At 59.8% G+C, this 13,064-nt stretch carries 15 protein-coding genes; 5 read left to right on the top strand and 10 right to left on the bottom strand.

What is annotated here, in order from left to right; translation table 11 throughout:
* A complete protein-coding gene (locus tag ATY80_RS13370; protein WP_016557201.1) occupies positions 1-825 on the top strand; it encodes a TIGR00282 family metallophosphoesterase in 825 nt (274 codons plus the stop codon).
* 119 nt (positions 826-944) lie between these two features.
* A complete protein-coding gene (locus ATY80_RS13375; RefSeq protein ID WP_088692888.1) occupies positions 945-1,781 on the top strand; it encodes an MBL fold metallo-hydrolase in 837 nt (278 codons plus the stop codon).
* Positions 1,782-1,810: 29 nt separating this feature from the next.
* On the opposite strand, the gene ATY80_RS13380 is transcribed toward ATY80_RS13375, so the two are convergent.
* Positions 1,811-2,314, bottom strand: coding sequence for a pyridoxamine 5'-phosphate oxidase family protein (locus ATY80_RS13380; protein ID WP_088692889.1), 504 nt, complete (start codon positions 2,312-2,314; stop codon positions 1,811-1,813).
* 173 nt (positions 2,315-2,487) lie between these two features.
* Between ATY80_RS13380 and ATY80_RS13385 the strand changes: the two genes are divergently transcribed.
* Positions 2,488-3,234 (top strand): YebC/PmpR family DNA-binding transcriptional regulator, encoded by a 747-nt coding sequence (locus tag ATY80_RS13385; RefSeq protein WP_088692890.1) that lies wholly within the window; start codon positions 2,488-2,490, stop codon positions 3,232-3,234.
* Positions 3,235-3,295: 61 nt separating this feature from the next.
* Here ATY80_RS13385 and ATY80_RS13390 read toward each other — a convergent pair whose 3' ends face one another.
* Together ATY80_RS13390 and ATY80_RS13395 are read right to left on the bottom strand one after the other, a co-directional pair.
* Positions 3,296-4,111, bottom strand: coding sequence for an anti-sigma factor (locus ATY80_RS13390; RefSeq protein ID WP_088692891.1), 816 nt, complete (start codon positions 4,109-4,111; stop codon positions 3,296-3,298).
* Positions 4,101-4,919, bottom strand: a complete 819-nt coding sequence (locus ATY80_RS13395; protein WP_088692892.1) for a sigma-70 family RNA polymerase sigma factor — start codon at positions 4,917-4,919, stop codon at positions 4,101-4,103. Before ATY80_RS13395 ends, ATY80_RS13390 begins: the two co-directional genes overlap by 11 nt.
* A 208-nt stretch (positions 4,920-5,127) precedes the next feature.
* Between ATY80_RS13395 and ATY80_RS13400 the strand changes: the two genes are divergently transcribed.
* Both ATY80_RS13400 and ATY80_RS13405 read left to right on the top strand, forming a co-directional pair.
* Entirely contained in the window at positions 5,128-6,102 is a 975-nt protein-coding gene (locus ATY80_RS13400) for an MBL fold metallo-hydrolase (protein WP_088692893.1), read from the top strand.
* A gap of 22 nt (positions 6,103-6,124) precedes the next feature.
* Complete coding sequence (locus ATY80_RS13405; protein WP_088692894.1) at positions 6,125-6,622, top strand: tetratricopeptide repeat protein; 498 nt, start codon at positions 6,125-6,127, stop codon at positions 6,620-6,622.
* A gap of 58 nt (positions 6,623-6,680) precedes the next feature.
* Here ATY80_RS13405 and ATY80_RS13410 read toward each other — a convergent pair whose 3' ends face one another.
* The 7 genes from ATY80_RS13410 to ATY80_RS13440 all read right to left on the bottom strand — a co-directional run bounded on the left by ATY80_RS13410 (position 6,681) and on the right by ATY80_RS13440 (position 12,832).
* Positions 6,681-7,016: a cytochrome C oxidase subunit IV family protein gene (locus tag ATY80_RS13410; protein ID WP_024315402.1), complete on the bottom strand. Its 336-nt coding sequence runs from the start codon at positions 7,014-7,016 to the stop codon at positions 6,681-6,683.
* Between the two features lie 9 nt (positions 7,017-7,025).
* Positions 7,026-7,751 (bottom strand): heme-copper oxidase subunit III family protein, encoded by a 726-nt coding sequence (locus ATY80_RS13415; protein ID WP_088692895.1) that lies wholly within the window; start codon positions 7,749-7,751, stop codon positions 7,026-7,028.
* A gap of 10 nt (positions 7,752-7,761) precedes the next feature.
* Complete coding sequence (locus tag ATY80_RS13420) at positions 7,762-8,472, bottom strand: cytochrome c oxidase subunit 3 (protein ID WP_088692896.1); 711 nt, start codon at positions 8,470-8,472, stop codon at positions 7,762-7,764.
* On the bottom strand, positions 8,469-10,244 hold the full coding sequence (ctaD, locus tag ATY80_RS13425; RefSeq protein WP_088692897.1) for a cytochrome c oxidase subunit I: 1,776 nt from the start codon (positions 10,242-10,244) through the stop codon (positions 8,469-8,471). Before ctaD ends, ATY80_RS13420 begins: the two co-directional genes overlap by 4 nt.
* A gap of 55 nt (positions 10,245-10,299) precedes the next feature.
* Positions 10,300-11,109: a cytochrome c oxidase subunit II gene (locus ATY80_RS13430; RefSeq protein WP_088692898.1), complete on the bottom strand. Its 810-nt coding sequence runs from the start codon at positions 11,107-11,109 to the stop codon at positions 10,300-10,302.
* A 145-nt stretch (positions 11,110-11,254) separates the two neighbouring features.
* On the bottom strand, positions 11,255-11,641 hold the full coding sequence (locus ATY80_RS13435; protein ID WP_088692899.1) for a cytochrome c family protein: 387 nt from the start codon (positions 11,639-11,641) through the stop codon (positions 11,255-11,257).
* A gap of 189 nt (positions 11,642-11,830) precedes the next feature.
* On the bottom strand, positions 11,831-12,832 hold the full coding sequence (locus tag ATY80_RS13440) for an LLM class flavin-dependent oxidoreductase (RefSeq protein WP_088692907.1): 1,002 nt from the start codon (positions 12,830-12,832) through the stop codon (positions 11,831-11,833).
* Positions 12,833-13,064: the final 232 nt, after the last annotated feature.

The following is a 13,064-nucleotide window of genomic DNA, read 5'->3' on the forward strand; positions in this document are numbered from 1 at the left end:
ATGCGACTGCTTTTTCTGGGCGACATGGTGGGTAAGACCGGACGCACTGCCGTCTGGAACCGCCTCCCCGGCCTTATTTCTGACCTGAAGCTCGATTTCGTCGTGGTCAACGGCGAGAACGCCGCCGGCGGTTTCGGCATCACCGAGGATATCTTCCTCGAAACGATCAACGCCGGTGCCGATGTCGTCACGACGGGCAATCACGTCTGGGATCAGAAGGAAGCGGTCGCGTTCGCTGGACGTCACGACCAGTTCCTGCGACCGGCCAACTACCCGCAGGGCACACCGGGCCGCGGCTCGGGGCTTTTCTATGCCCGTAACGGTGCGCGCGTGCTGGTCGCAAATGTCATGGGCCGCGTCTTCATGCATCCCGAACTCGACGACCCGTTCAAATCCGCCGAAGCGATCCTCGATGCCTGCCCGCTCAAGGAACAGGCGGATGCGATCATCTTCGACTTCCATGCCGAAGCGACCAGCGAGAAACAGTGTTTCGGCCATTTCGTCGACGGCCGCGCCAGCTTCGTCGTCGGCACACATACCCATGTCCCGACGGCTGATCATCAGATCCTGAACGGCGGCACCGCCTACATGTCGGACGCCGGCATGTGCGGCGACTACGACTCCTCGCTCGGCATGGACAAGGAAGAGCCGCTGAACCGCTTCATCTCCAAGATGCCGAAAGGTCGTATGGAGGCGGCGACCGGTCCCGCCACAATCTGTGGCGTAGGCGTCGAGATATCCGATGCGACCGGGCTCGCTGAAAAGATCGCTCCGCTGCGCCTCGGTCCCCGGCTTGCCGAAACCATCCCGGAGTTCTGGCGCTAGTTCAGGCACTTCCCCGGCATGACGCAAAAGTGAGCAGCGGCTCCGGATTTCAACTGGACCGCTGTGGCGCCTTGCCCCATCCTCCCGAGCTTACCCGTGAGAGCGCTGGAGGAAGTGGCATGAAGCCGCGTTTTCTTGTCTTCGCAATCGCCTGCCTGATAGTCTTGGTCGCCGCGGAGGCGGCTGTCGCCCAGGAGGAGCGAAAAAACGTCAGCCAGTGCCAGGCCATCGCCCAATCGATCCCGCAAGCAACCTTTGCCAGTTTCACAGGTCCAGCGCCGATCATTGGCGCCGGCGTCACCGACCAGTCGGTCACGCTGACCTACATCGGACATTCCACCTTCCTCATTGAGACGCCGGGCGGCGTAACGATCGCAACCGACTACAGCGGCTGGTACTCGCCGCCACAGGTGCCAATGGTCGTGACCATGAACCGCGCTCACTCATCGCACTATAGTTTGGTGACCGACCCGGCCATCAAATATGTGCTGCATGGATGGAGCGACGTACCGGGCGAGAAGGCCAAGATCGATCTCGTCGTTGGCGATACCTACATCCGCAATGTCACCACGGATATCAGGGGCGGCTTCGGCGCGCCGCAGCGGGATGGGAACTCGATCTTCATTTTCGAGGTGGCCGGTCTCTGCATCGGTCACCTCGGCCATCTGCATTACGAATTGACGGACGCCCACTACACCGAGATCGGCAGGCTGGATGTCGTGATGGTTCCGGTGGATGGTGGCCTGACGATGGGCTCCGACAGCATGAGCCGCGTCATCAAGCGGCTGCGTGCCTCGCTGATCCTCCCGATGCATCAGCCGCGGCCGCTGCAAAGCTTCCTGTCGATGTTCGGACCTGATTTCGATATCAGCTACGCGCCGACGAACACGATTTCGGTATCACTGCGCACCTTGCCGAAAAAGCCGTTGATCTATGTCGCGAAGGGAATGCGGTAAAAACCCGGAGCGTGCCGGGTCAGCTATTCTCAAGCGAACTGCAGGTGCTGCCTGATGCCGACATCGGGAATCTTGTCATCGTCGAGATTGGCTTTGGCAATCTCCCAGCCGAACTTGAGCTTGTTGCTCGTCGAAACCCAGATCTCGGCGTCGTCGACATGCATTGCAAGCATCGTCAGCTTCGGGTCCTTTTTGCCATCTTCGTACCAAGCGGCGACAATGGAGTTCCAATACTCATCGATCTTGGATGAGTCGGGACGCACTTCGATCTTACCGGCAAGGCAGGCGTGATAGTCGTGCTCCTTGCCAACGACGCAGAAATGCGCCCGCGTGCCCGGCTTGATCGCACGCGCAATCCCTGCATCGGACTTCGTGTAGAACCAGATCGTGTTGGTCTTCGGGTCGGGATGTGGGGCCATCGGCTGCATATGCATATCCACGCCGTCTATCCCCAACATACCGGCCTGAATGTCGTTCACCTGATCCCAGAGTTGGCGTGCCGGATGTTCCCGCGCCTCGTTGAAACTAGCCATGGCACTTCCTTCCGTTTCGAGGGTTCGTAGTTTGAAACGTCAACTTTCAGGCTTTGTTCCGCACTTCCGGATACATGAGCAAGAGGCGGAACGAAGCCGTTTTCCCTTGAATGCGGCCGATTTCACTCTTATAAGGCGGCCCATTCCGACAATAAGACGTGAACAGGGGTGCCATGGCTGGCCATTCACAGTTTAAAAACATCATGCATCGCAAGGGCCGTCAGGATGCCGTGCGGTCGAAAATGTTCTCCAAACTCGCGCGCGAAATCACCGTTGCCGCCAAGGCGGGTCTGCCCGATCCTTCGATGAACGCCCGCCTGCGCCTGGCGATCCAGAACGCCAAGGCACAGTCCATGCCGAAGGACAACATCGACCGCGCCATCAAGAAGGCAGCCGGCGCCGACAGCGAGAATTACGATGAGGTCCGCTACGAAGGTTACGGCCCGGGCGGCACGGCGATCATCGTCGAAGCCCTGACCGACAACCGCAACCGTACCGCGTCGAACGTCCGTTCGATCTTTACGAAGGCAGGCGGCGCACTCGGCGAAACCGGCTCGGTTTCCTTCTCCTTCGATCACGTCGGCGAAATCACCTACAAGGTTGCCGCCGGCGATGCAGACAAGGTGATGGAAGCTGCGATCGAGGCCGGCGCCGACGACGTCGAAACCGATGAAGAAGGCCACTACATCACGACCGCCTTCGAATCTCTCGGTGAAGTCGCCAAAGCCCTCGAAGGCTCGCTAGGCGAAGCCGAGACCGTCAAGGCCGTCTGGCGTGCACAGAACAACGTGCCGGTCGACGAGGAGAAGGCGCTGTCGCTGATGAAGCTCATCGACAGTCTGGAAGACGATGACGACGTCCAGAACGTCTATTCCAATTTCGAAGTGGACGAAGAGGTTCTGGCCAAGCTTTCGGCCTGATGCCTGCAAAGGAAGTATCGTGTTAGGCGTCGGCCGGATCGCTCCTGCCGGCGCTTTCGTTTCAGGGACGCTCCTTTTCGGGCGCCAAGCCGGCTCGCGCGGTGAAATTCTTGCGGAATACGGCAAGATCTTCGGCACTGGCATCGGATATCGCCCAGAAGACCAGTCCGCCATTCGACCATTCGCTGATATTGTATCCCTCGCGTTCCGCGCTGCCCTGTGCCGTCGACGCACCCGGCCATATGAACAGATTGATCACGTGGCCGCGGAGCCGGTAGATAAGCGCCACGACGACCCTTCCGCCGATGTAATCGACCCTGCCCCCGATCAGGGGGAATCCTTGCGCCGCCAGATCGACGACCGGCGGCGAGAAGTCGACCTTGCCGTTGAACCAGGGCTTGACCGTGTGCCGATCCGAGGTCTGCACATCAGCCAGATGATCGGCAAGCAATGAGTGGACATGGCTGGCAACGATCTGATCTTCGATATCTACCCCACGCGGCAGATTGACGAAAAGGAAGACGCTTGCTGCCAGCGCGGCAAGCGACGGCACAAGGCTCCATTGCCGGATGAATGGGAAAATCTGCGCCCAGATGCCGTCTTCAGCCGCAACCAACTTCTCCGAGTTCGCGGCATTCTCCAGTGACAGGCTGTCCAGAACTCGCGAACGCGCCTCTTCCGGCATCCGCCATTTGACCCCGCCTTCGCCGATGACCTCCCGCATCGCGGTCACCCTTTCCAGCGCGGCGCTGCATGAGGCGCAGCCGGCAAGATGCGCCTCGAATTGCGCCGAATGGATCGAATCGAGCTCGCCATCGACGAAACCATGCAGCATGTCGCTCCACTCGGGGCAGCCTTTTTGGCTTTCATCGCTCATGGCGCGCCACCCCGCCCTTCTCCATGGTCATCCAGGCCTTGCCGAACTCCTCCCGCGCCCGCGCAAGCCTGGACATGACGGTGCCGATCGGCGCGTCGATGACTTCGGCGATCTGCCGGTAGGGAAGGCCTTCGAGCTCCCGCAGCACCAACACCTCCCGCATCGGATCGGAAAGATCGCTGATGACCTGCCGGACGCGTTCCGACTCGCTCTTACGGATGACGGACGTTTCCGGCGTGTCATCGTCGGATGCAATCTGGCAAGTCGCGGAATCCGCTTCGCCGGCCCAGGCGTCCTCGGCCATCGGCACCTCGAAACGGGCCTTCTGGCGGTCGTCGAGCAGCCAGGCGCGGTAGCAGTTCCTGACGATCGAAAATATCCAGGCGCGCGGATCACCACCACGATAGCCCTTGAAGTTCCGATAGGCGCGCAGGAAAGCTTCCTGGACGATATCGCCCGCGGCATCGGCATCGCGGCTGAGGAAACGAGCAAAATTATAGGCGTCGTCAAGCTGCGGGAGGATGGTTTTCTGAAAGCGCTGCATTGTATCGGCAGGCGTGCGCGCCGCCGCCGCATCCAGCAGCGGCCGCGTCATCTCCAACGACATACCAATCATGGCGGACAGGGCTTTCAGAAAAGGCACCATTCGCGCGGCACGGGCAATCACCCAACCACCGCCCCATGCAGGGCGCCGGCTCTCGAATGAACGGAAATCCGCGATCTCAGCCTCTGTCATCGTCTTCCTCGGTGTTCGGCCGACCGCATCGGACCGCTCGCTTGCCTCAAGATAGATCGCTCCGGTCGTCATTTTATTCCGTCGCGCCGCCGTTTTTTTTTTGCAGGCAACGTCCACGGAAAGCGTGTATCCAAAAAATCTCCCATCCGTTTCAGCGACTTATGGCGATCTCTCCGTATACCGGGAATAACCGCGGGCGGCCTCCGATCTTGTCTGATAGCGGCCGCACCCATTGCCCTGCCGCCGCCAGCGCACACAACGCGACAAGAGGAGACTTGCGATGTTCACCATGACACGCCGTACCGTCCTTGGCACCGCCACCACGGGCGCGGCTTTCGGCCTTGCTTCGAAACTCCAATTCGTTTGGCCGGCCTTTGCCGAAACGGCCGACGAGCCGACCGTCGGTTTTTACAGATATGGGGTCGGATCGGTCGAGGTCACCGCCATCTATGACGGCATCTGGCGAAAGCCGCACGACCCGGCCTTTATCAAGAATGCCTCCATCGAAGACACTAAGGAGGCTCTCGCCAAGGCCGGCCTGCCAACCGCGTTCATGCCGATCCCGCTCACCGTTGTCGTCCTCAGAATGGGCGACCGGCTGATCATGATGGATGCCGGCTCGGGTGTCGGCCAGTGGCAGGCGAATGCCACGCACCTACCCGCCAACATGGCGGCGGCAGGCATCGACTACAGGAAGATCAACACGATCATGATCTCGCACTTCCATCCCGACCACGTCTGGGGCCTGATGGAGAAAGGCACCAATGCGGCCGTCTTTACCGATGCCGAACTGATCGTCAACGCAACGGAGTATAACTGGTGGACGGAACCAGGCCGCGTCGAAAAGCTTGCCGAAAGCAGGAAGGCCGCCGGACAGCGCATCGCTAACGTGTTCCCGAAATGGCAGAACTGGAAACTCGTCGAGGACGGCGCCGAGGTAGCGCCCGGCATCCGCATCTTGTCGGCGCCGGGACATACGCCCGGTCACTCCGCCTATCTAGTGGACGGCGGAAACGAACAGCTGATGGTGTCCGCCGACATCATGTATGTGCCCGCCCTGCTCGCCCCGCACCCGGAATGGCAGGGGGCCTACGACCAGGACGGGCCGATGGCGATCGACACACGCCGCAAGCTCATCGACCGTGTCATTACAGACAGGATCGCGATCTGCGGCTCGCACTTTCCATTTCCGGGCTCCGGCACCTTCGTCAAGGACGGCAACGCTTACGGCTTCACGCCCACCATCCAGGCCTGAGAGGCTAAAGGAGGCTATCGCCATGAAAAGACATATCGCCAACTTCGCCGTTCTCGGCGTCATGGGCTTGTACGCACTCTCCGCCGCTGGTTCCGCGATCTCTGCACTGACCGCCGCTCCGGCCTTCGCCATCGACAATATCGAATCCACCAATGCGCCAGATTTGACGCAGGCGCGCGCCAAGATCGCTGCGGGAGACTATCAGGGGGCGCGAGACGAGCTTCGCGGCCTTGCGGAGAATACGCAGCAGGCAGACGTCTATAATCTGCTTGGCTTTACTCTGCGCAAGACCGGCGACTACAGGACCTCGCTGACCTATTACACGAAGGCGCTGGAGCTCGAGCCCGATCACAAGGCGGCCCGGGAATATCTGGGCGAGCTTTACGTCGAGACCGGCGATATGGCCAAGGCAAACGAGCAGCTCGCACGGCTGACGACGCTTTGCCCGAACGGCTGCGAGGAGCGCGACGATCTCGCCAAGGCGATCGCTGTAAAGATGGCGTGGAAGGCAGGTAACTGATGATCAAAGGGAGCAGGCAGAATACCTCCTGCTCCCCTAGGCAAAGCAGGAGGCCATGTCAGGAACCGGCCCCACCGAGGAAGGCAAGTCGGGTGAAGATCGTGTAGTGCGACTCGGATGCCATCATCGCCACGAAAACGAGAACGAGCAGCGGCGGGAGCAATATCGCGTAGACGAGCGCCAGCCGCTCCCACGCCATATGCATGAAGATCGCAACGATCAGCCCGGCTTTTAGCATCATGAAGACAATGATGAGCGTCCAGCGCAGGTAGCCCTGAATGCCGAGATAATCGACGAGATAGGAGAAGGTGCTGAGGACGAACAGTAATCCCCAAACGACGAGATAGAGCCGGATCGGATGCTGTTGGCCGGAATGCGCTTGTGCCTGTGCCATATTGCGACCTCACCACAGATAGAAGAAGGCGAAGATGAAAACCCAGACGAGGTCGACGAAGTGCCAATAGAGGCCCATGATCTCGACGATCTCATAGTTGCCCTTGCGGCTCGTGAAGAAGCCGCGCCGACCGGTATCGAAGTCCCCGCGCCATACCTTGCGCGCCGTAATCAAAAGGAAGATCACGCCAAAGGTTACGTGCGTCCCGTGAAAACCGGTGATCATGAAGAAGGATGATCCGAACTGCGCCGCACCCCACGGATTTCCCCAGGGACGCACGCCTTCGGTGATGAGCTTCGTCCACTCGAACGCCTGCATCCCGACGAAGGTGGCACCGAGCGCGGCGGTGAGAAGCATCAAGGCAGCCGTCTTGCCGCGCTCGCGGCGATAACCAAAGTTAACGGCCATGGCCATCGTGCCGCTGCTGCTGATCAGAATGAAGGTCATGATCGCGATCAGGATCAGCGGGATCTTCTGTCCGCCGATATTGAGCGCAAAGACCTCGCTCGGATTGGGCCATGGAACCGGCGTCGACATACGGGCTGTCATGTAGGCCAGCAGGAAGCAGCCGAAGATGAAGGTGTCGCTAAGGAGGAAGATCCACATCATGGCCTTGCCCCAGGAGACATTCTTGAACGCCCGCTGGTCCGAGGCAAAGTCGACCGCCACTCCACGCAGACCGGCGGGCGGCCCCATGGTTACGTCGTCAGTTTCCATTCGGGTCAATTCAGCCATCGTCCACACCTTAAGAAACGAGTTGACGGCAGAGGTCGACGAAGTCGTTTGCCCAGCCGGCGAAGAGCGCGAAGAGTAGCAGCCAGACGACGAGCATGAAGTGCCAGTAGGTGGCGCAGAGTTCGATGCCGAGGCGCAGCCTGGCGGACGGAACAGAGCCGCCCGCGAGCAATCTCACCCGGGTTCGCGTCAGCACCACAAGCCCGCCGAGAATGTGGAGGCCATGCAGTCCGGTCAGCATGTAAAAGAAGCTGTTTGCCGGGTTATCGGCGAGCACATACCCGGCTGCAACGAGCTGCAGCCAGGCGACGATCTGCCCCGAAAGAAACAGCACCGCGGTCGCTAGTGCCGCGTCGAGCCCCAGTCGCACACCATCATCCGCACCGCGCCGCGCTTGAACCACAGACCACTGAAGCGCCGCACAGCTGGCAATCAGGACCGCCGTGTTCGCCCAAAGAAGGCGGGGAATGGGGATCGCCCACCAATCGGCGCCTCCCATCCGCGACAGATACGCGCTGGCCAACAGCGAAAAGAGCGCGCCAACCACCGCGAGGAAAATGCCGAGGCCGATCTTGGCAGTGGGGATCGGCGGTTTCGCCTGCCCCTCGATGTCATCAAGGGTGCCGACCTCCATCCACGGCTTCGACATCAGCCTTTGCCCGGACATCCACCAGATGACGATCGCAGCTATTCCCGCGAGAAAGACGAGAACCACACTCATGCCGGCGCCCTCGACAATCCGGCCATTGACGGTTGGTTCTGGGGTATGAAGTCTTCGGGAGCGCCAGGTACGCTGTAGTCATAGGCCCAGCGATAGACGACGGGGAGGTCCTTGCCCCAATTGCCATGGGGAGGCGGCGTCTGAGGCGTCTGCCATTCGAGGGTCGTCGCCCGCCACGGATTGCCGCCGGCCAGGCGACCATGGAATAGGCTCCAGACGACATTGAACAGGAACACCAGTTGCGCCGCGCCGACGACAAGCGCTGCCACCGAAATGAACATGTTCAGAGTATGCACCGACGGCGGAATGAAAACCGTGTCGCCAAGCTCGAAGTAGCGGCGCGGCACGCCAACCAGTCCCACGTAGTGCATGGGGAAGAAGATCGCGTAGGCGCCGACAAACGTAATCCAGAAATGGATCCGTCCGAGAACCTCGTCGAGCATCCGCCCGGTAACCTTCGGGTACCAGTGATAAATTGCGCCGAAGACCACCATAATGGGCGCGACACCCATGACCATGTGGAAGTGTGCAACCACGAACATCGTATCGGACAGCGGCACATCCACCACGACATTGCCGAGGAAGAGCCCGGTCAGCCCACCATTGACGAAGGTCACGATGAAGCCGATGGCAAACAGCATCGGCAAGGTCAGGTGGATATCACCCCGCCACAGCGTCAATACCCAATTATAGACCTTGATCGCCGTCGGCACGGCGATGATCAATGTTGTCGTGGCGAAGAAGAACCCGAAGTTCGGGTTCATGCCGCTGACATACATGTGGTGTGCCCAAACGACGAAGCTCAGCGCCCCGATGATCACGATCGCCCAGACCATCATGCGGTAGCCGAAGATATTCTTGCGTGCATGGGTGCTGATGAGATCGGAGACGATGCCGAATGCCGGAAGCGCGACGATGTAGACTTCCGGATGGCCGAAGAACCAGAAGAGATGCTGAAACAAGATCGGGCTACCGCCATCGGATTTCAGCTGTTCCCCCATTTCGACAATCGCAGGCATGAAGAAGCTGGTGCCGAGCAGCCTGTCGAACAACAGCATGACGGCTGCGACGAAGAGTGCCGGGAAAGCAAGCAATGCCATGACGGTAGCGGTGAAAATGCCCCAGACGGTCAACGGCATCCGCATCAGCGTCATGCCCCGTGCCCGTCCCTGCAAGACGGTGACGACATAGTTCAATCCACCCATTGTGAAGCCGATGATGAAGATGATCAGCGAAGACAACATCAGGATGATGCCCCAGTCGCGCCCGCCCGGCGTGCCTGATGTCAATGCCTGCGGCGGATAGAGCGTCCAGCCGGCGCCCGTCGGTCCGCCTGGCGCAAAAAAACCCGAGATAAGCACGATGACGGCGAGCAAATAGAGCCAGTAGCTCAGCATGTTCGCGTAGGGGAACACCATGTCGCGCGCGCCGACCATCAGCGGAATGAGGTAATTGCCGAAGCCGCCGAGGAAGAGCGCGGTCAGCAGATAGATCACCATGATCATCCCGTGCATGGTGATGAACTGATAGTAGTGATCGGCGTCGATAAAGGAAAAATAGCCGGGGAAGCCAAGCTGCAGGCGTATCAGCCACGACAGGACCAGTGCCACGAAGCCGATCGCGAACGCCGTCATGGAATATTGGATGGCAATGATCTTGGCATCCTGGCTGAAGACGTATTTCGTCCACCAGCTCTTGGGATGATAGAGTTCGACATCCGCCACTTCGGCAGGCGGGATAACGTCGCCGGCACTGGTTGGAATATCAACCATCGCATGCCTTCCTTCCTCCTCCCATTACGGCCGCTCCCCCGGCCGTAACGCCGGCCTACTTGGCCGGTTCAACTGCTGCCATCAGCTGCGAGAACGTCTGTTGCTGCGAAAGCCACGCCTGATAGGCGTCTGCCTCATCGACCACGACTGTTCCTCGCATCTGTGGATGTCCAACACCGCAGAGCTCAGCGCACAGCACTTCGAACGTGCCCGTGCGTGTCGGCGTGAACCAGAAATAGGTGACCGAACCGGGGATCATGTCCATCTTCGCCCGGAACTCCGGAACGTAGAAATCATGCAGCACATCGACCGAGCGCAGGTGAACACGGACCGGCTTGCCGACCGGCAAATGCAGTTCACCGCCTGAAATGATGATGTCGTCGAGTCCTGCCGGATCGTTCCTGATCACGCCGAGTGGATTGTCGGCTGTCACCGCGCGATTGTCCGCCCTACCGAGCTTGCCATCGGCGCCCGGCAACCGGAAATTCCACAACCACTGCTGCCCGACGACCTCTATTTCGCCGGCATCTGCCGGAACCGTCACGAACTGGTGCCACACAACGAGACCAGGCGCGAGCATCGCACCCACACCGAGGGCGGTGCTGCCCGCAAGCCACCATTCGAGGCGCTTGTTCTCCGGCTCATAAGCCGCCCTGCTGCCGGGACGATGACGGAAGCGATAAATGCAATAGGCCAGGAACGAAATCACCGCGACGAAGACAGTGCCGGTGATCCAAAACGTGATGATGATGGTGTGGTCGATATAGGTCCAGTTCGAAGCGATCGGCGTCCACCACCACGGACTGAACAGGTGGAATGCCACCGAGCCGACAACGACCAAAACGAGAACCAGCACGACAACCATGCGTTCCTCCCAAGCGCTCTACGGCTGCAGAAATTACCCGCAATCCGTTGGCACTTACGTTAGGACTATCTCACAAACAAAGCGTCACGGCAATGGCACGAACTCGATCTCACCGGACGGTCAGTGAGGCTTTAATAAACTGATTTCATTTCGAGAATTGCTTGAGATAAGCGATCAAATTGGTGATATCGGCGTCGTCCTTCAGCCCGACGAACACCATCTTCGTACCCTTAACCTTCAACTTTGGGTCGTGAAGATAATCGCGCAAAGTCGCTTCGTCCCAGACCAATCCAGCAGTGCCCGCCGCCTTCATCGCCGGCGAATACGCAAAGTCCGGATGCGTCCCGGCTGTTCGGCCGAACACGTGGTTCAGCGACGGTCCGACCTTGTTCTTGTCGGTATCGGCAATGTGACAGACGGCACACTTCTTGAATACGGTTTCCCCGGCCGCAACATCGCCCTCTTGGGCAACAGCAGCCGAGGTGGGAAGACAGATCAGTGAAATCAAAACAGCAAGATCACGGTAGTGCATAGCAAGCCTCATCCTCCAAAGGTTGCTCGAAACCGGCCGCGCGCGATTTGCGGCGTGCGCCGTCCATCACACTCGTATCGCGCAACGCCGCCAAAACGACATGCGTGATCAAGCAAACCTATGGCTCGGCTGCATTAAGTCAATTCGCACAAACGGCTATGGGGCCCCATGCCCCCGGGGCTCGCGGCATTAGGCCGCGGCGCGGAGGAAGTTCCCAAGCCCCGCAAAAAGCTCGACCGATTTCAATCTCGCTTCGATATCGTGGATCGGCATGGAGATGATGACCTCGTCCGCTTCCGTCTCGGCCAGGAACTCCGTGAGTTTTGCTTCGGCCGTCTTCTGTGAACCGACGACGGCATAGCGCAAGGTATGCTCCACCGTCAGTTTTTCCATCGGTGACCAGAAGCTCTCCATATCCTCGACCGGCCGAGGAAACTGACCGCGCACATTGCGGCGCAGATTGACGAATTGCTGCTGGGCAGAGGTGAAATGATACTGTGCCTCCTCGTCCGTCCCGGCGACGGACCCCATGACGCCGACCATGACATAGGGCTTGTCGAGCACGGCGGATGGCTTGAAGCGGCTGCGATAGATGTCGATGGCATCGAGCAATGAATCCGGCGCGAAGTGTGAGGCGAAGGCATAGGGCAACCCCAGCATCGCGGCGAGCTGGGCGCTATAAAGACTGGAGCCCAGCAACCAGATCGGCACGTTGGCATTCATGCCGGGAACCGCGAGGATCGCCTGGTTCTCAACCGGCGCGCCAAGCAGCTGCTGCAATTCAACCACGTCATTCGGAAAGCTCTGTGCCCCGGCATCCAAATTGCGCCGCAGCGCCTGTGCCGTCCGCATGTCGGTGCCCGGCGCCCGGCCAAGACCGAGATCGACCCGCCCCGGAAACAATGCTTCCAGTGTTCCGAACTGTTCGGCAATGACCAGCGGCGAATGGTTCGGCAGCATGATGCCGCCCGAGCCGATACGAATGCGCTTGGTCGCCGCACCGATATGGCCGATCACCACAGCCGTCGCTGCGCTGGCAATCCCCGGCATGCCATGATGTTCTGCCAGCCAGAAGCGGTTGTACCCGAATTCTTCGGCCTTCTGCGCCATGCGCGCCGAACTCTCGAGCGACTGGCGGATCGTGCCGCCCTCTGGAACAGGAGAAAGATCGAGAATGGAGAAGGGAACCATGGCGAAGCCTGTCGGTGGTTGGAAGGACAGGTTTATGTAAGTGTGAGCTCCGCCCATTCCAAACGAGCCAGAAAAGAAAAAGGGCCGGCAACCGCCCGTCAGACTGCTGACAAACCCCTGGCGTTTGCCGGGGGTTTTTGATTCACTGGGTTATGTTGAAGAAACCCGCTGCCGAACAGACTGCGCTCGAGATGGTGACGCTCGATAGCCTGGTTCCGAAGGATCACCTGCT

It is taken from the genome of Rhizobium sp. R711, from assembly GCF_002211365.1.
Taxonomy (GTDB): Bacteria; Pseudomonadota; Alphaproteobacteria; order Rhizobiales; family Rhizobiaceae; genus Rhizobium.

Bases quoted from the DNA above. Each gene is read 5' to 3' on its own strand.
- ATY80_RS13405 (WP_088692894.1), top strand. From the start codon at position 6,125: ATGAAAAGACATATCGCCAACTTCGCCGTTCTCGGCGTCATGGGCTTG.
- ATY80_RS13430 (WP_088692898.1), bottom strand. From the start codon at position 11,109: ATGGTTGTCGTGCTGGTTCTCGTTTTGGTCGTTGTCGGCTCGGTGGCA.
- ctaD (WP_088692897.1), bottom strand. From the start codon at position 10,244: ATGGTTGATATTCCAACCAGTGCCGGCGACGTTATCCCGCCTGCCGAA.
- ATY80_RS13395 (WP_088692892.1), bottom strand. From the start codon at position 4,919: ATGACGACCGGAGCGATCTATCTTGAGGCAAGCGAGCGGTCCGATGCG.
- ATY80_RS13375 (WP_088692888.1), top strand. From the start codon at position 945: ATGAAGCCGCGTTTTCTTGTCTTCGCAATCGCCTGCCTGATAGTCTTG.
- ATY80_RS13435 (WP_088692899.1), bottom strand. From the start codon at position 11,641: ATGCACTACCGTGATCTTGCTGTTTTGATTTCACTGATCTGTCTTCCC.
- ATY80_RS13370 (WP_016557201.1), top strand. From the start codon at position 1: ATGCGACTGCTTTTTCTGGGCGACATGGTGGGTAAGACCGGACGCACT.
- ATY80_RS13385 (WP_088692890.1), top strand. From the start codon at position 2,488: ATGGCTGGCCATTCACAGTTTAAAAACATCATGCATCGCAAGGGCCGT.
- ATY80_RS13390 (WP_088692891.1), bottom strand. From the start codon at position 4,111: ATGAGCGATGAAAGCCAAAAAGGCTGCCCCGAGTGGAGCGACATGCTG.
- ATY80_RS13400 (WP_088692893.1), top strand. From the start codon at position 5,128: ATGTTCACCATGACACGCCGTACCGTCCTTGGCACCGCCACCACGGGC.
- ATY80_RS13420 (WP_088692896.1), bottom strand. From the start codon at position 8,472: ATGAGTGTGGTTCTCGTCTTTCTCGCGGGAATAGCTGCGATCGTCATC.
- ATY80_RS13415 (WP_088692895.1), bottom strand. From the start codon at position 7,751: ATGGCTGAATTGACCCGAATGGAAACTGACGACGTAACCATGGGGCCG.
- ATY80_RS13410 (WP_024315402.1), bottom strand. From the start codon at position 7,016: ATGGCACAGGCACAAGCGCATTCCGGCCAACAGCATCCGATCCGGCTC.
- ATY80_RS13380 (WP_088692889.1), bottom strand. From the start codon at position 2,314: ATGGCTAGTTTCAACGAGGCGCGGGAACATCCGGCACGCCAACTCTGG.
- ATY80_RS13440 (WP_088692907.1), bottom strand. From the start codon at position 12,832: ATGGTTCCCTTCTCCATTCTCGATCTTTCTCCTGTTCCAGAGGGCGGC.